This window comes from Mesorhizobium captivum (assembly GCF_033977165.1).
GTDB classification, from domain to species: Bacteria; Pseudomonadota; Alphaproteobacteria; order Rhizobiales; family Rhizobiaceae; genus Mesorhizobium; species Mesorhizobium captivum.
Window position 1 is genome coordinate 161,862 of record NZ_JAVIJB010000005.1, and the last position, 18,041, is coordinate 179,902.

21 protein-coding genes are annotated in these 18,041 nt (G+C 63.9%); 16 read left to right on the forward strand and 5 right to left on the reverse strand.

Translation table 11 applies throughout. The features are described 5' to 3' along the window. Nucleotides 1–87: 87 nt before the first annotated feature. Nucleotides 88–291 (forward strand): hypothetical protein, encoded by a 204-nt coding sequence (locus RFM40_RS07170; RefSeq protein ID WP_320225841.1) that lies wholly within the window; start codon nucleotides 88–90, stop codon nucleotides 289–291. A 213-nt stretch (nucleotides 292–504) separates the two neighbouring features. Here the strand turns inward: RFM40_RS07170 and RFM40_RS07175 are convergent, their stop codons facing one another. Beyond that, nucleotides 505–948 (reverse strand): SRPBCC family protein, encoded by a 444-nt coding sequence (locus RFM40_RS07175; RefSeq protein ID WP_320225843.1) that lies wholly within the window; start codon nucleotides 946–948, stop codon nucleotides 505–507. A gap of 330 nt (nucleotides 949–1,278) precedes the next feature. After that, nucleotides 1,279–2,178 (reverse strand): SMP-30/gluconolactonase/LRE family protein, encoded by a 900-nt coding sequence (locus tag RFM40_RS07180; protein ID WP_320225844.1) that lies wholly within the window; start codon nucleotides 2,176–2,178, stop codon nucleotides 1,279–1,281. Between the two features lie 96 nt (nucleotides 2,179–2,274). On the opposite strand from RFM40_RS07180, the gene RFM40_RS07185 reads away from it, so the two are divergent. The 8 genes from RFM40_RS07185 to RFM40_RS07220 all read left to right on the forward strand — a co-directional run bounded on the left by RFM40_RS07185 (nucleotide 2,275) and on the right by RFM40_RS07220 (nucleotide 9,244). Continuing rightward, nucleotides 2,275–2,994 (forward strand): FadR/GntR family transcriptional regulator, encoded by a 720-nt coding sequence (locus tag RFM40_RS07185; RefSeq protein ID WP_320225845.1) that lies wholly within the window; start codon nucleotides 2,275–2,277, stop codon nucleotides 2,992–2,994. Between the two features lie 18 nt (nucleotides 2,995–3,012). After that, nucleotides 3,013–4,215: a mandelate racemase/muconate lactonizing enzyme family protein gene (locus RFM40_RS07190; protein WP_320225846.1), complete on the forward strand. Its 1,203-nt coding sequence runs from the start codon at nucleotides 3,013–3,015 to the stop codon at nucleotides 4,213–4,215. A 23-nt stretch (nucleotides 4,216–4,238) separates the two neighbouring features. Continuing rightward, nucleotides 4,239–5,216 (forward strand): sugar ABC transporter substrate-binding protein, encoded by a 978-nt coding sequence (locus RFM40_RS07195; RefSeq protein ID WP_320277335.1) that lies wholly within the window; start codon nucleotides 4,239–4,241, stop codon nucleotides 5,214–5,216. Between the two features lie 134 nt (nucleotides 5,217–5,350). Then, nucleotides 5,351–6,328 carry an ABC transporter permease gene (locus RFM40_RS07200; RefSeq protein ID WP_320225849.1) on the forward strand — a complete coding sequence of 326 codons (978 nt, stop codon included), beginning with the start codon at nucleotides 5,351–5,353 and terminating at the stop codon, nucleotides 6,326–6,328. A gap of 4 nt (nucleotides 6,329–6,332) precedes the next feature. Next, nucleotides 6,333–7,064, forward strand: coding sequence for an ATP-binding cassette domain-containing protein (locus tag RFM40_RS07205; RefSeq protein WP_320225850.1), 732 nt, complete (start codon nucleotides 6,333–6,335; stop codon nucleotides 7,062–7,064). Between the two features lie 27 nt (nucleotides 7,065–7,091). Then, nucleotides 7,092–7,847, forward strand: a complete 756-nt coding sequence (locus RFM40_RS07210) for an SDR family oxidoreductase (RefSeq protein ID WP_320225851.1) — start codon at nucleotides 7,092–7,094, stop codon at nucleotides 7,845–7,847. A gap of 4 nt (nucleotides 7,848–7,851) precedes the next feature. After that, complete coding sequence (locus RFM40_RS07215; protein ID WP_320225852.1) at nucleotides 7,852–8,724, forward strand: aldose 1-epimerase; 873 nt, start codon at nucleotides 7,852–7,854, stop codon at nucleotides 8,722–8,724. A 196-nt stretch (nucleotides 8,725–8,920) separates the two neighbouring features. After that, on the forward strand, nucleotides 8,921–9,244 hold the full coding sequence (locus tag RFM40_RS07220) for an endonuclease domain-containing protein (RefSeq protein WP_430691648.1): 324 nt from the start codon (nucleotides 8,921–8,923) through the stop codon (nucleotides 9,242–9,244). Between the two features lie 130 nt (nucleotides 9,245–9,374). Here the strand turns inward: RFM40_RS07220 and dinB are convergent, their stop codons facing one another. Together dinB and RFM40_RS07230 are read right to left on the reverse strand one after the other, a co-directional pair. Beyond that, nucleotides 9,375–10,628 (reverse strand): DNA polymerase IV, encoded by a 1,254-nt coding sequence (gene dinB / locus RFM40_RS07225; RefSeq protein WP_320225855.1) that lies wholly within the window; start codon nucleotides 10,626–10,628, stop codon nucleotides 9,375–9,377. Nucleotides 10,629–10,875: 247 nt separating this feature from the next. Continuing rightward, nucleotides 10,876–11,256, reverse strand: coding sequence for a cupin domain-containing protein (locus RFM40_RS07230; RefSeq protein ID WP_292303299.1), 381 nt, complete (start codon nucleotides 11,254–11,256; stop codon nucleotides 10,876–10,878). A 414-nt stretch (nucleotides 11,257–11,670) separates the two neighbouring features. Here RFM40_RS07230 and RFM40_RS07235 point away from each other — a divergent pair, with 414 nt between their 5' ends. The 3 genes from RFM40_RS07235 (at nucleotide 11,671) to RFM40_RS07245 (ending at nucleotide 12,894) form a co-directional block, all read left to right on the forward strand. Beyond that, entirely contained in the window at nucleotides 11,671–11,862 is a 192-nt protein-coding gene (locus tag RFM40_RS07235; protein ID WP_320225856.1) for a hypothetical protein, read from the forward strand. A gap of 479 nt (nucleotides 11,863–12,341) precedes the next feature. Then, complete coding sequence (locus RFM40_RS07240) at nucleotides 12,342–12,593, forward strand: polymerase (RefSeq protein WP_320225857.1); 252 nt, start codon at nucleotides 12,342–12,344, stop codon at nucleotides 12,591–12,593. A 64-nt stretch (nucleotides 12,594–12,657) separates the two neighbouring features. Further along, nucleotides 12,658–12,894, forward strand: a complete 237-nt coding sequence (locus RFM40_RS07245) for a hypothetical protein (protein WP_320225858.1) — start codon at nucleotides 12,658–12,660, stop codon at nucleotides 12,892–12,894. A 27-nt stretch (nucleotides 12,895–12,921) separates the two neighbouring features. Here RFM40_RS07245 and RFM40_RS07250 read toward each other — a convergent pair whose 3' ends face one another. After that, nucleotides 12,922–14,139: a TadE/TadG family type IV pilus assembly protein gene (locus RFM40_RS07250; RefSeq protein ID WP_320225859.1), complete on the reverse strand. Its 1,218-nt coding sequence runs from the start codon at nucleotides 14,137–14,139 to the stop codon at nucleotides 12,922–12,924. Nucleotides 14,140–14,418: 279 nt separating this feature from the next. On the opposite strand from RFM40_RS07250, the gene RFM40_RS07255 reads away from it, so the two are divergent. The 4 genes from RFM40_RS07255 (at nucleotide 14,419) to RFM40_RS07270 (ending at nucleotide 17,864) form a co-directional block, all read left to right on the forward strand. After that, on the forward strand, nucleotides 14,419–15,669 hold the full coding sequence (locus tag RFM40_RS07255; RefSeq protein ID WP_320225861.1) for a pilus assembly protein TadG-related protein: 1,251 nt from the start codon (nucleotides 14,419–14,421) through the stop codon (nucleotides 15,667–15,669). Between the two features lie 4 nt (nucleotides 15,670–15,673). Beyond that, entirely contained in the window at nucleotides 15,674–16,114 is a 441-nt protein-coding gene (locus tag RFM40_RS07260; RefSeq protein ID WP_320225862.1) for a TadE/TadG family type IV pilus assembly protein, read from the forward strand. Next, nucleotides 16,104–16,535 (forward strand): TadE/TadG family type IV pilus assembly protein, encoded by a 432-nt coding sequence (locus tag RFM40_RS07265; RefSeq protein WP_320225863.1) that lies wholly within the window; start codon nucleotides 16,104–16,106, stop codon nucleotides 16,533–16,535. Before RFM40_RS07260 ends, RFM40_RS07265 begins: the two co-directional genes overlap by 11 nt. Nucleotides 16,536–17,069: 534 nt before the next feature. Continuing rightward, nucleotides 17,070–17,864 (forward strand): hypothetical protein, encoded by a 795-nt coding sequence (locus RFM40_RS07270; protein ID WP_320225865.1) that lies wholly within the window; start codon nucleotides 17,070–17,072, stop codon nucleotides 17,862–17,864. Nucleotides 17,865–18,041 lie beyond the last annotated feature (177 nt).

The following is an 18,041-nucleotide window of genomic DNA, read 5'->3' on the forward strand; positions in this document are numbered from 1 at the left end:
GTGGAACGGGATCGGGCCGATACAACCTGAGCCCGCTTGAACACGTTGCGGAATTGCGCGATTGTCACCCATCAACATAGGTGAACGATGAAGCGTACGGACAAGGCACGGCCTTTTGTGCCGACCGAAATCCACGTCGCCACGGTCACGGATGAAAAGGGCGCCATCGGCATCCTCTCGATCCGGACAACGGAAGGCCTATTGGATATTGCTCTGGACCGACCCGCCGCCGAGGCCATCGTGAACGCCATCGGCACTATCCGGTCCAAGCTGGAAGCCGCCGAGGCCTAGAACGGTTCACCGTTTCTCGGAAACGGCAAACCGCTCTATCTCTTTGTGTTGAGGCACTTCCGGACGGAAAACCGTTTCACTCTTTCCTGGAATTGCTCCAGAAAAAGAAAGCCCGGTCGCAAGCCGGGCGAGAAGCTGATGGGACGCCGAGCGAGGATCTTTCGTTCGGCGGCTACCAATTTGCACCACCATTATGACAGAGAGATGAAAGCCTTACTGATTGATCTCGGGCTCGACGAGCCTTGCCAGGTTCTTCAGCGACTCCTGCCAGCCGAGATAGCAGGCCTCGGCCGGAATGGCATCCGGAATGCCGGCCTGGGTGATCTCCATCTCCGTGCCGACCGAGACCTTCTTCAAGCTCACGGTCACCTGCATCTCGCCGGGCAGGTTGGGATCGTCGAACTTGTCCGTGTAGCGCACGAGCTCGCCCGGAACGAGCTCGACATAGTCGCCGCCGAAGGCGTGGCTCTCGCCCGTGGTGAAGTTGCGGAAGGACATTTTGAAGTTGCCGCCGACCTTTGCGTCGAAGTGATGGACCGCACAGGTGAAACCGTTCGGCGGAAGCCACTTCGCCAGCGCGTCCGCCTCGATGAAGGCGCGGTAGACTTTTTCAGGCTTGGTTGCCAGGACGCGGTGCAGGCGGACAGTGCTGGGCATATCTTTCTCCTTTGATTGCCGGTCTATGCTCCTATGACGAACGGGGTTTGGCCAGCCCGACAGCGGTATCCAAAATTTTTCTCAAGCTACGAGCCACGCCGGCTGGCGAGTGTCTGCCATCGCCGAGGCGCGCAATCTCCCCCCTTGTGGGGGAGATGTCCGGCAGGACAGAGGGGGGCGCGAAGGAACGCCAGCGACTGGGTCTTTATTGCGCTAAGGGAACCCAGCGCGGGTGAGTGGGATCGACTGATAGGCTGGCGGGACAGCGCCCGCCTCTGGTCTGCCGACCATCTCCCCGCGGGGGAGATTACGCGCTCCACCGTCGGCCCTCTATCCAAACCGGTTGGCTGGCACGCCGCGCATGCCCGGCCGAAGCGCGAACAGGCCGCCCTCGTGCGGGTTCGCATCGAGATGCCCGGCGCCCATCGTGAAGCGCGCCGAGGTGACGAACAGCGTGTCGAGGTCGGCGCCGCCGAAGGCGCAGCTCGTCGGCCAGCTGCAGGGCAGCTCGACGATCCGATCCAGCCTGCCGTCGGGCGAAATGCGGGCGAGGCAGCTTCCGCCAACCACCCGGCAGTTCCAGACATGGCCCTCGGCGTCCATACAGGAGCCGTCCGGCAGGCCGCGCTCGAAACCGGCGAAGAAGGGAATGGCGTCGCCCAGCCGTCCCGCCTTCTTGTCCCAGCCATAGCTGTGGAGCGCGTTCTTCATCGTGTCGGCGGTGATGAAGCGCCCGTCCGGCAGCCACACCATCGTGTTGGTGATGCCGAACCGGTCTTCGCTGAGGCTCCTCACATCGCCGTCCGGACCGACCCGGTAGAGCTTGCCTTCATCGCTTGTGATCGCCGCCGGCGCGTCGTCCGGCCCGATATTGTTGGCCATCGTGCCGACCCAGAACGAGCCGTCCGGCGCGACAACGCCCTCGTTTAGCCGCGTGTCCGGCCGCTCGGCCTCGATCGTCGCGAGCGTCCGGAACGGCCCGCCGAAATCCCAGAGCGCGATCTCCTTGCGCAGGCCGACGATGGCGCCTTGGTCGGCGCGCAGGCCGACCGAGGTCACGAGATCCGGCGTCGGCCAGCTCTCATGTGCTCCGGTCAGCGGATCCAGCCGATGGATCCTGCGGCCGATGATGTCGACCCAGACCAGCCTGCCGCGGCGCTCGTCCCACACCAGGCTCTCGCCGACCACGTCGCGCGCGTCGAAGATCAGGGCGGCATCCGTTTCGCTCATCAGGTTCCTCCCCCGGAAATGCGCTTGACATATATCTTTTGCTTGAACTATGAGCAATTCAATAACAACCTGTCATACAGGTTTTGAGGGAGCGGGATGCAAGAGCAGACGGACCCTGCGGGTGAACCGAGTCCCGGCCTGGTCAGCACGGCGATCCAGGCGATCACTCAGCACATCCGCGCCGAAGGCCTGGCGCCGGGCGATCCGCTGCCCAGCGAGGCCGCCATGACGCGCCAGCTCAACGTCTCCCGCACCGTCGTGCGCGAGGCCTTCCGCTCGCTCTCGGCGATGCGCCTGATCGACATGAGCGCCGGGCGCCGCGCCACCGTCGCCAAGCTCGACACCGGCGCGATGTCGATGGTGATCGAGCACGGCATCACCACCCAGCAGATCAGCGTTCATCAGGTCTATGACGTCAGGCGCACCATCGAGATGCGCACCGTTGCGCTCGCGGCTCTGCGCCGCACCGACCAGGAAGCCGCGGCGATTGCCCGGTCCGCCCGTCTGATGCGCGAGAATTTCAAGAACCCCGAGACCGTCATGGAGCACGACATCGCCTTCCACGAGGCGATCGCGGCGGCCTCGCACAACCCGGTCTTTTCGCTGATCGTCACCGCCTTCAGCGGTGTGACGCGACGCACCTGGGTGATCGGCTGGCGCACACGTTCGTCGGACGAGGACCAGCTCAAGATGGTCAAGGGCCATGAGGACATCGCCGACGCCATCCTCAAGGGCGATCCGCGGCTGGCGGCCGAGCACATGGCCGAGCATTTCGACAAGAGCGTCAAGGCGCTCATCGACGCCGGGATAGCCTGAGAATGGGAATCCCCTGAGATGAAGATCCGCGCCGTCGAAACCGTCCGCATCGAGGAGCGGCCCAACCTGCTCTGGGTCGAGGTCCATACCGACGAGGGCATCACCGGACTCGGCGAGACCTTCTATCTGTCGCGCACCGTCGAGGAATATCTGCACGAATATGTCGCGCCGCGGGTGATCGGCCGCGATCCGCTGCAGATCGACCTCTTGGCCGCCGACCTCGTCGGCTATCTCGGCTTTCGCTCCAGCGGCGCCGAGGTGCGCGGCAACTCGGCCTTCGACATCGCGCTGTGGGATATTTTCGGCAAGGCCACCGGCCAGCCGGTCGCGCAATTGCTCGGCGGCTTCAGCCGCCGCGCCATCCGCACCTACAATACCTGCGCCGGCACCGAATACATCAAGGACGCCAAGGGCCAGACGACAGCCAATTACGGCATCGGCGCCGGGCGGGACTATGACGATCTGAACGGCTTCCTCACCCGTGCCGGCGAACTGGCCGAGGAATTGTTGGACGACGGCATCACCGCCATGAAGATCTGGCCGTTCGACCACGCGGCCGAAAAGACACGAGGCAACGACATCTCGCCGGCCGACCTGAAGGCGGCGCTGCAACCCTTTGAGAAGATTCGCAAAGCCGTCGGCGACAAGATGGACGTCATGGTCGAGTTCCACTCGATGTGGCAGCTCTTGCCGGCGATCAAGATCGCTAAGGCGCTGAAACCCTACGCCACCTACTGGCATGAAGACCCGATCCGCATGGACAGCCTCGGTGACCTGAAGCGCTACGCGGCCGCCAGCCCGGCGCCGATCTCGGCCTCGGAGACGCTGGGCAGCCGCTGGGCTTTCCGCGACCTGCTTGAAACAGGAGCGGCCGGCATCGTCATGCTCGACATCTCTTGGTGCGGCGGCCTGTCGGAGGCGCGCAAGATCGCTTCCATGGCCGAGGCCTGGCGGCTGCCGGTCGCCCCGCATGACTGCACCGGCCCCGTAGTGCTTGCCGCCTCGACCCATCTGTCGCTCAACGCCCCCAACGCGCTCGTCCAGGAAAGCGTGCGTGCCTTCTACCGCACCTGGTACCGCGACCTGGTGACGGCGCTGCCGGAGGTGAAAGACGGCATGATCACCGTGCCGCCAGGGCCGGGGCTGGGGCTGGCGCTCAGTCCGGAGCTCGGCCGCGCCTACACCGTCCAACGCCGCGTCTCCGACAAGGCGGATATCTGACAAGTCCAAAGGGAGGAACAGACATGAGAAAACTGACTGCAATACTGCTGCTCGGCGCCGCCCTCATCGGCGGGCAGTCTGCCGCTCGCGCCGACGGGCTCAACATCGTCTTCACCCACCATTCCTCGGCCTCCAATACCTTCTGGCAGGCGGTGAAGAAAGGTTTTGACGACGGCTGCGCCAAGGTCGAGGCAACCTGCAATATGGTCTTCACCCAGACCGAGGGCTCGATCGAGCAGCAGGTCGCCAAAATGCGCGCGGCCCTTGCCGCCAAGCCCGACGCGCTATTGACCTCCATCGTCGACGACCATGCCTTCGACGACGTCATCAAGGAGGCGCGCGACGCCGGCGTGGTGGTGATCGCGGTCAATGTCGACGACACCGAGGGCGCCAAGGGCAATGCGCGGCAGGCCTTCGTCGGCCAGGGCTTCAAGCCCGCCGGCTATTCGCTCGCCAAGGCGATTTCCGAGAGCTTCCCGAAGGACGGTCCGATCAAGGTGCTGGTCGGCATCTCCGCTCCCGGCCAGAACTGGTCGGAAACCCGTGGCGCCGGCGTGATGCAGTTCCTCGAGGAATACAAGGCCGCCCATAAGGACCGCGACGTGTCGTGGGAGCGCATCGACAGCGGCACCGACCTCGCCATCACCTCCGACCGCGTCGGCGCCTATCTCAACGCGCATCCCGACACCACGGCCTATTTCGACACCGGCTTCTGGTGCGCCGGCGTGGCGCGCGTGCTGGGCGATCGTGGCGTGGCGCCGGGCAAGGTCCTACTCGGCGGCTTCGACCTCGTGCCCGAGGTGCTGCAGCAGATGCAGAAGGGCTATGTCCAGGCGCTTGTCGACCAGCAGCCCTACATGCAGGGCTTCATGCCGGTGATGGAGGTCTATCTCAACAAGAAGCTCGGTCTTGCTCCATCGGATATCGACACGGGGCAGGGCATCGTGCGGCAGAAGGACGCCGATGCGATCATGGCGCTGTCCGCGCAAGGGATGCGGTGAGGTTCAGAGCAATTCCAGGAAAAGTGCGTAGCGGTTTTCCCTCCGGAATTGCGTAGAACAAGAACTTCGAAGTTCGCATCGGCGGCGTTCAGCGCCGCCGATGCGCCTGAATCTCGAACCGCCGGAGCCTTTCGTTGAAGCGCCTGTTCAAGACCTATCTCGAGAAGCCGGAACTGGCCGGATTGATCCTTTTGGTGCTGCTCGTCGTCCTGTTCCAGGTCCGCTCGCACGGCGTGTTCCTGAACCAGGACAATCTGCGCGGCATCCTCGGCATCCTGCCGGAGGCCGGCCTCGTCGCCATCGGCGTCACCATCCTGATGATCAGCGGCGAGTTCGACCTCTCGGTCGGCTCGGTGTTCGCCCTGATGCCGATGACCATGGCGGTGCTGATGGTGCATGGCTGGCCGTTCCCGCTGGCGCTGCTCGCCGGGCTGTTGGTCTCGGCGGCCATCGGCTTCATCAACGGCTACGTCACCATTCGCTTCGCGATCCCTAGCTTCATCACCACGCTCGGCATGCTGTTCATGGCGCGCTCGCTCACCGTGGTCGTCTCCGGCGGCTTCCCGCCGCTGCTGCCCGCCGACCTGCCGACTTGGCTGTTCACTTCCTTCGTCGGGCCGGGCAACATGTTTCGCATGTCATTCGTGTGGTTCGCGGCGGTCGCGGTGCTGACCTCGCTGATGCTGTCGCGCACCAATTTCGGCAACTGGATCAAGGCCACGGGCGGCTTCCTGCCGGCGGCCGCCTCGATGGGCATCCCGACCGCCAGGGTCAAGATCGTCTGCTTCATGCTCTGTTCGGTGCTGTCCGGTTTCGCCGGCATGCTGCAGGTGCTGCGGCTGGGCTCGCCGCTGCCCTCGATCGGCGAGGGGATGGAACTGCAGGCGGTTGCCTCCGCCGTCATCGGCGGCGCCTCGCTCACCGGCGGCATCGGCACCGTCATGGGCGGTATCATCGGCACCACGCTCATCCGCGTCATCGACAACGGCCTTGTGCTCAGCCATGTCGACGCCAACTGGTTCAAGTTCGCCATCGGCTTCCTGACCATCTTCGCCGTCGTCGCCAATGCCTGGATGCGCAAGCGCGCCAAGGCGATCAAGATGGAGGGCTGAAGCGGTGAGCGACGCGATCATCTCGGTGCGCAATCTCCACAAATGGTATTCGGGCGTCCATGCGCTTAAAGGGATCACGCTCGACTTCCGGCGTGGCGAGGCGCTCGGCCTGGTGGGCGACAACGGCGCCGGCAAGTCGACCCTCATCAACATCCTGTCCGGTGTCCACCGCGCCGACCGGGGCGAAATCCAGGTCGAGGGCAGGCCGGTCAGCATCGCCACGCCGCGCGACGCGATGGCTCTCGGCATCGAGACCATCTACCAGTACAACTCGATGGTCCCCACCATGTCGATCGCCAGGAACCTGTTCATCGGCCGCGAGCCGACCCGGTTCTCGGTCCTCGGCGTCGGCATCCTCGACCAGAAGAAGATGGCCGAGGAGAGCATCCGGGCGATCGCCAATGTCGACCTGCATCTGCGCTCCCCCGATGCGCTCGTCGGCGAGCTCTCCGGCGGCCAGCGGCAGGGTGTCGCGATCGCGCGCGCCATGCATTTCAAGTCGAAGGTGATGATCCTCGACGAGCCGACCAACCATCTCTCGGTCAAGGAGACCAACAAGGTGATCGGCTTCGTGCGCGGCCTGAAGGAGCAGGGCATCACCACCGTCTTCATCAGCCACAACATGCACCACGTCTTCGACTGCTGCGACCGTATCGTTGCGATGGCGCGCGGCGAAATTGTGCTGGACAAGCGCATCGAGGAGACCTCGATTGATGAAGTCCACGGCGTCCTGTGAGGGGGGGCCCGTGAGGAGTAGGCGGCAATGAAAGCGCTCGCTGGTCGTAAAGTGCTGCTGACGGGCGGCCTCGGCTCGCTCGGCCGGGCCCAGGCGGTGACGCTGGCGCGGGCTGGCGCGCGCGTGCTGGTGCTCGATCGCCCGGACATCGGGGACGCCGCGGAGGCGGTGGCGGCACTTGCCCGGCAGGCCAAGGGCGATATCGCCTTCGTCGGCTGCGATCTCAACCTTTTGGCCGAGGCGGAAGCGGCGGTCGCGGTGCTTGCGGCGAAGGAAGGCGGCATCGACATATTGATCAACAACGCGGCGCTGATCATCAACCGGCCTTTCGAGGAATTCTCGCTGGCTGAATACGAGGACCAGATCCGCGTCAACTCCTCGGCCGCCTTCGCGTTGGCGCGGGCCTGCGCCCCAGGCATGAAGACGAGGGGCTACGGCAAGATCGTCAACTTCTGCTCGATCACGCTCAACGGCCGCTGGGACGGCTACGTGCCCTATGTCGCGTCGAAGGGCGCCATGCTTGGCCTCACCAAATCGCTGGCGCGCGAGCTCGGGCCGCACGGCATCCGCGTCAACGCCGTGTCGCCCGGCGCGGTGGTCTCGGAGGCCGAGGAGCGCGTCTTCGGCGACCGGTTGAGAGAGTACAACGACTGGATCATTGAGAACCAAAGCCTGAAGAAGCGCATCGAGCCGGAAAACGTTGCCGATCTCGTGCTGTTCCTGGTCTCGCCCGCCTCCGACATGATCAGCGGCCAGAACATCGCCATCGACGGCGGCTGGTGAGGGCATGGCTGGCGTGGTTGAGCTGAACGATGGGCAATCGAAGCTGGTTTTGTCGCCGGAGCAAGGCGCGGCGATCGCCCGCTATGACGCGTTGGTGATCGGCAGCGCTCCGGTCGCGCTGCTGAAGCCGGGGGACGGCACCGGCGCGTCCGGCTGCCAGCTCCTGGTGCCGTGGTCGAACCGTATCTCCGGCGGCGGCTTCACCTTTGATGGCCAGTTCCATGCCGTCGCGCCGAATGTGCCGGGCGAGGCCTTTCCGATCCATGGCGACGGTTTCCAGAAGCCGTGGCGGCTTGCCCGCCATACCGACACCGAGGCGGAGCTGGTGCTCGAAGACGGCGCGATCGGCCCTTACCGCTATGCTGCGTCGGTCACCTATGCGCTGCGCGACGGCGCGCTGGAGGCGCACCTCACGGTCGAGAACCGCGCCGGCATGCGGCTGCCTTACGGCCTCGGTTTCCACCCGTGGTTCCCGCGCGGCGATACCACTCTGCTGAAGGCGGGGGCCAAGCGCGTCTGGCTGGAAGACGAGCGCCATTTGCCCGTCGGCGTCGTACCGGTGAGCGAGCGTCCGGGTTGGGATTTCGAGCGCCCCATCCCGCTGCCGCTGGAGTGGGTGAACAACGCCTTCGACGGCTGGAACGGCCGCGCCTCAATCACGCAGATCGAGGACGGGATCGCGATCACGCTGAGCGCCTCGCCGGAGCTTGGCGTCTACATCCTCTATTCGCCGTCACCCGATGCCGGCTTCTTCTGCTTCGAGCCGGTATCGCACCCGGTCGATGCGCATCACGGCGAAGGGCTGACGCCGCTCGAAGATGGGGAAACGATGAGCGCGACGATGCGGCTGGATTGGGCGGTGATGGACACAGATTGAAGACGCGAATCCTGCAACGCTGGCGATTGGCGAAAGCCGAAGGCGACGTCCAATCTCCCCCCTTGTGGGGGAGATGTCCGGCAGGACAGAGGGGGGCGCCGTAGAGTAGAAGCGTTGGCGACCCAACCTCAGCATCCTAACTCCGACCATGCCGCATACGCCTCCACCACCGAGACACCGCGCCAACGCGAAATCGATGCGCAAGGTCATGACTGATGCGGAGTTGAAGTTGTGGAACGAACTCCGTGCGCATCGGCTGATGGGCCTGGGGTTTCGCAGACAGTATCCAATCGCAGGCTACATTGTCGACTTCGCCTGCCCGGAGAAGAAGCTGATCGTGGAGGTAGACGGGTCACAGCATGGCGAAGCGAGCCGTGCAGATGCCGACGAAACCAGAACCAATCGACTGCAACAGGACGGCTGGACCGTCCTGCGCGTCTGGAACGACGAGGTCATCCGCGACATCGACAATGTCTGTCAGCACATTGTTATTACGGCGGGATTGGCTGGTCCGATCTGAGACGCTGGCGGGACAGCGCCCCCCTCTGTCCTGCCGGACATCTCCCCCACTTGGGGGGAGATTGGACGTCGCGTCGGCTTTCGCCAATCTCCAACGTCGCAAGAGCAGACGCCAGCGGTGAAGCTGCCCCTCACAACTCCTTCTCGGCGAGCTCCCTGAATTCATCGGGCACCGAACGCGCGGCTTCCAGCGCCACCGTGCCGTAGCCCACCGCCTCCTTGCCGAAGCGTTGGCGGATCTTGTCGACGGCGCGGTCGGCGCCGAAGCGGGCGAGACCTTTGCGGCTGCCGGGCTTCAACTTCTCATCCGCCAAGCCGAGCGGCAGTTCGAGCTGCAGTTCGGCATGCTCTTCCAGATGCGAGACCGAGATCGCCAGCAGCGATATCTCCTTCTCTCGGGCGTTGGCGGCGAGCACGCCGCGCACCAGCTCCTCGGCGATTTCGGCGAGCATCGTGGTGGCCGAAATCGGCTGCTCCAGCGTCATCGAGCGGGTGACCGCGCGCATGTCGGCAAAGCGCACCCGCACCGTCACCGTGCGGCCGGGCCGGTTCTTGGCGCGCAGGCGGCTGGCGACACGGTCGGCCAGATGCAAGAGCGTCGGCACGAAGACGCGTGGCAGCGCGGGCTTGCGGCCGAGCGCCGATTGCGCGCCGGCGGAAATCGCGCGGCGATGCGTCTGGAGTTTTCGCGGGTCGCGGTTCCAGGCAAGCGCCGCGAGCTTCTGGCCGGCGGCGTGGCCGATCAGCCGTTCCAGCGCGCCGCTATGCGTACGCGCAAGTTGCCCGATGGTCTCGATGCCGATTTCGGCGAGCCTGGCCTTGGTCGCCGGGCCGACGCCCCACATCAGCGACACCGGCAAATCGTGCAGGAAGGCGAGCTCGGTGCCGGGTTCGACCACCACCAGCCCGTCGGGCTTGGCCACCTGCGAGGCGATCTTGGCGAGATGCTTCGTCCGCGCCACGCCGATCGAGATCGGCAGCCCGAGCTCGCTCTTCACGCGGCGGCGGATGGTCTTGGCGATCTCCTCCGGCGGCCCGAACAGATGCGTGCAGCCGGCGACGTCGGCGAAGGCCTCGTCGATCGAGATGCGCTCGACCAGCGGCGTGAAATCGTCGAGCACCTTGATCGCGGCGTCGCCGAGGCGCTGGTATTCGCTGAAACGTCCGCCGACAAAGATCAGCTGCGGGCAGAGTTCGCGCGCCTTGCGGCCGGGCATGCCGCCGCGCACGCCGAAAACCTTGGCCTCATAGGAGGCGGCAAGCACGACGCCGCCTCCGACCGCGATCGGCTTGCCGCGCAGCGAAGGATCGAGCAACTGCTCGACGGACGCATAGAAAGCGTCGAGATCGGCATGAAGGATGGTGGCGGCGTTCGTGGCGGGCATCGCGCGCTCCCGTCTCCATCCCGTCCGCTTTTTGGCATTGCAGCATTAGCAGCGGCTGTTGTAAGCGGTGTTCGTCGGAACATAAAGAGAACAAAAGCAGTTTCTTGTCAAGCTGCCGCACTGCACAAGAGAACGTTTACAGCCGGTTGCAACCGAGGCGATTGGAAAGGTTGCGCGCGACGACGGAAGCTGCCGATCTCCCCTTTGGGGATTTGGCTGTTGCAACGCTTCGGCGCCAGCCGCAACCCTACGCCGGCTTGGCGTATTGCTCTGCGCTGAGCACCTCGATGCATTGGAACGGCTGATTGCCTACCACCCAGGCGTCATGGCCGGGCGGGATCGTATAAGACGTGCCCTCGGTGAAGGTTTTCTCGGTCCCGTCGTTCATGCGCACAGTGATCGTCCCGGACACGACATAGCCGACATGCGAGACCTGGCAGCTGTCGGTCTTGACCACCGGCTTCACGCATTCGGACCATTTCCAGCCCGGCTCCATGTTGAGCCGCCCGAGCGTGTAGCCCGGCAGCCGCACGATTTCGACACGTGTCTTGGCGGGCGAGCGGACTTCATCGGGGTTGTTGTGCGACTTGGATTCGAGCTTGGTGACATTCATTGCAGCTTCGGCCATGGCATCCTCCCATATTCCATGAGTCCAAGCGGAGCCTGACGCCGCGATCGCCGGCGACCGCTGCCGGATTCATACGCCTTTCAATGAGTGATTGCTAATGTAATTGCAAGGCGCGGCGGGAAATCGATTTTGCCGCGCAGCGGCTATTGCACGCACGTCCTGCCGGTGATTTGCTGCTCGGAGCGTCGGCACGACGATGGTTGAGGGGGCCATCTGTTCTCGCCCCAAAAGGGAGAATTCGATGAATCCTCGGCAACCGGTCTGGACGATCCCGTCGCCGCCGTCGCAATTCCCAACCAGATCGGTCTCGAGCTTTGCCAAGTGTGCGCCGCACGCTGGCCAGGCCGGGACGTGACCGGGCGGGGAGGACCATCGGACGGAGGCAATCAAACTAAGAAAACAGGGAGGAAACCGATGCTTCATCAGGCTCCGAAAACGCAAACCCATCCGCGGGTCCTCGGCACCCGTCGTGGCCCGCCGGCGCTCCGCCAGTGTTGTGACAGCTACATCTGTCCGGTCTGCGACCAGGTTGTCGAACTGACGGATTTCCGCCAGGTCGTCTGGCATCAAAGGCCCGGCCATGAGCCGATGGAAATGGACGACTAAAAAAGGCCCGCGTCTACCGGAGGGGAATGCGCGGGCCAGAGCTGGAGTAGCCATTCGATCAACGCGCTCCTCGTCAACTGGTTGCGCCTGGCCGAAGCGGTTGGCCGCCGCTAGCGGGCAGGGCCGGGAAGCGAATGTCCGGGCGCCGGGCTACGGTCCGTAGCGCCTGTGCGACTGAAGTCTCACCTTGCACTGCAGAGGCCCGAGTGGCCGGATTTTTGGAAACAAGTACGCCGGCAATTCATTGCCTGACAGGTCGTCGAACAAAGTCCCTTCATCGGCGGCTCAGACTGGAGTGCCCGCCATTTCCTGCGATGTGGCGGGCAGCTTCCAGCAATTCCAGGAAAAGTGCGCAGCGGTTTTCCGTCCGGAATTGCGATGAACAAAGAGAGCAATTCCAGGAAAAGTGCGCAGCGGTTTTCCGTTCGGAATTGCGACCGGCAAGAGAGCAATCGGCGAACTGCTCCATGGAGACGCCCATGCAACCCGGCGAGTTTATCGCGAACCTATTCGCCGCCCTTTTGCTGGCAGCCGTGATCGCCGGCATCTTCCTCGTCTTCGGCAGGCCGCTCTGGCCGGCACGGCAGGCGCAGATGGTCATTCTGCTTCCGGTCGATCCGGCCGCGACCGGATCCGTGCGCAAGGTCTGCTTCGAGCCTTGCCTGCCGCCGCGCTTCGATCTCAAGCTCGCACCCCAGAGGCCGCTGTCGAGGCCGTCGTCTAATTCGTAAGCGGAACCTGTCCGCACACCGCGCCGTTGACTCCCGCGAAGGGATGCTGTGGGCGGAGGCCGCCATGGATAGCTTCGAACTCATCGATCTTCTTTGCGTCGTCGATGCCTGCGCGAGTGATCGCGCGGCCGGGCGCTTCATCTCAATGTCGAAAGCCGTCGAGGAACTGCGCGTCCTGACCGGCGACTTCGTCTCGTCGGACGAGGCGGCGGCGAATGCCTTGAGCCAAGTGGCGTTGGAGCGCGGCTGCGCGGTGTTGTTCGACGAGCAGGCGGGCGCTGATATCGTGGGCGAGTTGTGATCTCCCCCATCGAGGGGGAGATTGGCGCTACTTCACCAGGGTGATCATCCTGCCGGCATACATCTCGCGGTTGCCGAGCTCGGCCGTGCAGTCCGACTTCACGGACGAGGTTCCCGTCATAGCGACGGTTTTGCCGACCAGCCGCAGGCAACTGCCCTGCGCATTCATGTCCGAGTTGCCGGCATAGGTGATGGGCGCGTCGGGGGCATAGATAAAGCCGCTCACCACCGAGCCGGATCCGCCGTTCAGCGTCAGCGCTTGTGTGTTGCCGTGGGCCTGAAAGATGGAGATGCCGGCATAAGGACCGCTGGTCATAGGCGAGAGGTCCACTGTCTCGTTGGCGTTGATGATGAGCTGCGAGCCTTCCATCATGAAGATGGTCACACCGTGACCGGTCAGGCTGCCGTTGCCGCCAGGCTTTATGGTGACGTTGCGCAGGATATAGATGCCCGGATTGAGCGTGATCTTTCCCGACCACGTCTTGTCGCAATAGGTACCCGGCGAGAGCGTGATCGTCTTGCCGTTGGGCATCGGCTGGCAGAGCCCGTAAGGAGGAGGCGTGACGTTGGCCAGCGGATCGAAGGACGCGTACTGGTTTTCCAGCGGCGCGCCGCAGGAAAGGGTGGCGTTGGGCGGCGTCATACCCGACGTGGCACCGACCGTCGAGACGCATCCGGCGCTGACGATCGCCGAGCCGCCCCGGCTGACGGCGTCGGCTGCGTCCGAGTTGGCGGCGATCACGCAGCCGTTCATCGCGACATTGGTCGAGCCTTGCAGACTGACAGCGGAACTCACATGCGGATCTAGCGCCAGCACACATGCCTGCGCCCCGGGCTTGACCTCGATGGAGGCGGAGCGGATCGCTTCCCAAGCGGGCGCGCCGCTGACGAAGGCCGGTCGGCTGATGCTCGACGACAGAGAAATATAGTAGGCGCTCGGATCGCCGCTGGCGGTCGCCTGGAAGGCGTCAACGCTGCCCGAATATTCATCGGCGTCGGCCGCGCTCATATTGGCCGCGAAGAAAGTCTTGCCGATCTGCCGCACGTCGCCGGCCGACATCTCCGGCTGGTACTTCGTGCCCACCGCAAGCCCGGCCGCGTCCAGCGAGTTCTGCAATTGCGCGGCGTCGTTGCTGGTGCCCACTAGGTCGACGGCGCCGGCCACAACGAGCATCAGCGGCACCATGGCGATCGCAGTCGCCAGCGCAAAATTGCCGCGTTTCGAAGCCCAGAACCGTCCAATCATCGGAGCCGCCCTCGCCGGATATGGAAGAGCGATACGCCATCCTGTCTCTACGAGGGATTTCCGAAAAAGATAAAATGCAGAAAATGCTAAAATAGCAGCTTTTTCTAATAGTTACACCTTAGTCTGATGTCAGCTGGGACCTAAGTCCGATGTCCTACGACGTAAGGGGGAAAATACGCCCTCAGGGGTCCAAAAGCCGCAAGTCGAGGAAAAAAATTAGGCATTCGTTTATCGGCGAGTGCTGACGTGATGGCTGGGATAGCTTGGGCGCGCTTGGCCATGACCTCACTCGGTCTGATCTTCAAATATTTCGTCTCCTCTCGCCTGCGAAGGGGCGAGGGCGGCAATGTTGCAACCATCTTCGCGCTTGCTTTGCCGGTCGTGGTCGGCGGGGCGGGGCTCGGGGTCGAGACGTCCTATTGGTACTATTCGAGCCTGAAGCTGCAGGCGACGGCGGACGCCGCCGCCTACGCGGGCGCGCTGGAAAAGGTCGCGGGATCCGATACGGCGGCGATCACGGCGGCCGCCACACAGTCGGCGACCGACAACGGGCTCGGCAACGGCACCATTGTCGTCCACACGCCGCCCACCTCGGGGCCGAACACGGCCAAGAAGGCGGTCGAGGTTATCCTCAACCAGAATCTCGACCGGATGTTCACCGCCATCTTTACCCAGAGCAAAGTATCGGAAAAGGCGAGGGCGGTGGCGCTGATCACCGATGCCTCCAAGGCCTGCATGCGGGCGCTCGATCCGGCGGCCCCGCAGTCGGTGCTGTTTTCCGGCAACACCAACGTCAACCTGGTCGGCTGCTCGATCATGGCGAATTCGACTGCCAGCGATGCCATCAAGACGCAAGGGTCGGCCGGGCTCTCGGTCGACTGCCTGATCTCGGTCGGCGGCATTGTGCTGAACAATCCCGTGACCACGGTCTGCAAGACCCCTATCACCCAGGCATTGCCCGCTTCTGACCCGTTCTCCGATCTGGCGACGCCGGCGGCCACCAACCCGTGCAAGAATGTCAACGGCAGCAAGACGTCGCAAACACTCCAGGCTGGGACCTATTGCAGCGGGATGGACCTCAAGGGCAATGTCGCCCTTTCTTCGGGCACTTATGTCGTGCAAGGCAGTTTCAAGATCAACGCCGGCGCGGTGGTGACCTGCGCTGCACCCTGCACCGGCGTAACCATCTTCATGTCCGGCAGCAACACCGTCAGCATGAACGGCAACGCCACGGTCACGCTCAGCGCGCCGACCTCGGGCACCTATTCCGGCGTGCTGTTCTATGGCGACAGGACCGGGAACGCGGCGCAGAGCACCTTCAACGGCACCGCGGACTCGTTGCTGACTGGCGCCATCTATTTCCCCAGGCAGCAGGTCAACTATCTAGGCAACTTCTCCGGGACGGGCGGCTGCACGCAGGTGGTTGCCGACACCATCCAATGGTCGGGGAGCACCACCATCAAGCAGGACTGCACGAGCCTCGGGATGAGGGATATCCCGGCGGCGGCGTCGGTCGCGGTCGTCGAGTAGCGGCATGGGGCCGGCAGCGATCCGCTTCCGCAAGAACCGCTCCGGCGCTGCCGCGGTGGAATTCGCTCTCGTGCTGCCGGTGTTGTGCACCGCGCTCTTCGGCATCGCCGACGGCTGGTCCTACGTCACCAGTTCGCTGGCGATGCGGTCCGGCGTGAAGACGGCGGCGAACCTGCTGTTGGCCGGCGCCTCCGACGATAACGCCATCCAGGCCGCCGCGCTTACCAGTTGGGAAAAGAAACCGGACGATGCGGCGGTCGTGATTACCCGCGCCTACAAATGCGGAACGACCGTGGTCACGTCATCGACCGTCTGCGCGGGATCCAAGCTTCCCTCGATTTATGTCCAGATCCAGGCGTCGGGCACCTGGGTGCCGCCTTTCACCTTCGGCGTCTTCCCACACAACAGCGCGCTCGCCCATGAGCAGGTCGTCCGTGTTCGTTAACAAAAGAGCAAAGGCGTTCGCCGGCAATGCCTCGGGCGGGGCCGCGATTGAATTCGCGCTGATCGTGCCCTTCCTGATCATGCTTTTGTTCGGCATCTTTGCCTTCGGCTGGTCGATGAACAACATGTCCAGCGTGCGCTATGCGCTGGAGGCCTCCGCGCGCTCGCTGCAGCTCAACAACACGCTGACCCAATCGCAGATCCAGACGATCGCCACGCAGAAGCTGCAGGCGCTTGGCCTGCAGAATGTGAGCGTCACGATTGCCACCGACAAGCCTAGCGGCGGCTTCTGCATAGCGCATGTGAACGCCAGCTATGCCTTCGTCATCGATTTCCCGTTTTTCAGCGACTTCCCGATCAGCCAATCGACCACGGTGAACGTGCCGCTGCTCGACAGCGTGAAAGGTGCTTGCCCGTCATAGCCGGAACTGAATCCGCCGCCTGTCGAGCTGATCGGCACTTCCAGGAAAGTGCGCAGCGGTTTTCCGTCCGGAATGCGCCAAGCAAGATCGCATTTCCAGGAAAACTATATAAAAGTATATGTCGATATTCATCCGGGATGCGTAAGACAAACCGCCGACGCGCTTGAGCGGCCAAAGGCTGACGGCTCCCATGCGCGGCGCCCACGACTGGCGCGGCGTTTTTTGCGAAAACCTCTACATAAACAAGGATTTGGAACCCTTGCGCCGACCCCGGCCGCATGACCTTGGGTCCATAGTCCGATGCGGCATGGGCCTTCATTGTTCCAGAGGGCGGATACGAGCATGGGCCATTTATTTATGAAATGATTCCAATAAGTTAATATTGGAGCGTGGCCGGTTCCAGGGGCGCTTCCCAGGTTTGCTCTCTTGCCGCGACGGTATTTGTCTAAAAGTTACTCCAAGCCGTTAGGGAATTCTCATATGACGCGGCCTAGCGGTTGGGCAGTGGTGGCGATTCACCTGCGGAGAAACACGATGACGATCCGAAAAACTCTTTTAGCATCACTTGCCCTCCTGGCGCTCGCGGCTGCTCCGGCGCTTGCCGGGGCCGGCGGCAACGGCGGCGGCCACGGCAATGGCGGCAGCCATGGCGGCGGCAACGGCAACGGCGGCGGCGGCGGTAACGGCAATGGCGGCGGCAAGGGCAACAGCAGCGCCTCGCACGGCAAGTCGGCGTCGGCTAAGGGTCAGTTGGCCAAGGCGGACGACACGACCGACGACACCACGGATGACACGGCCACGGCTGCGACGCCGAAGGAAAAGAACATCCATGCCAAGCTCGGCCGGCTGAACTCGCTTCAGCGCAACATCAACGCCTACATGAATTCCAAGAGCAAGAAGTTCGCCGGCATCCAGGCCTATGTGACGCAGACGGCCGCAGCTCAGAACGCGCAGGCCAAGCTCGACGCGGCAAACGCCAAGCTGGCCGCCGACCAGGCCACGCTCGCCGACCTCACCACGCAGCTCGCCGACCTCAATGCGACTGACACTACCGGCTTCACGCCCGAACAGCAGACGGCTCTCGACGCTCAGATCGCCGACGTGCAGGCGCAGATCGACGCGCAGAACACGGCAATCGCCGATGACACCCAAGCGGTCGCGGATGCCCAGACCGAGGCGACCAATACGCCCGCTCCCGACGACGCCTCGCTCGACGCGGCGCTCCAGGACATGGCCAACAAGCCGGTCGATCAGGAGGTGACCGACTGGGCCAAGGGCGTGCTGGCCGACAAGATCGACCAGGCAGCCGCATCGACGACGACGCCGTAAGGCGCGAGCCTGCCAGAGGGTGAACTAGAATGCCGCCGGCCTCGCCCGGCGGCATTTTGTTTGGCCCGATAGCAACCCCTTCGAACGGCGGGGACCGGGCAGCGACGAGATGGCGGGCTGAACTGCTCATGATGAAAAAAAGCTCGCCTCTTTCAAGGCGAGCCAAAGCGGGAGCCG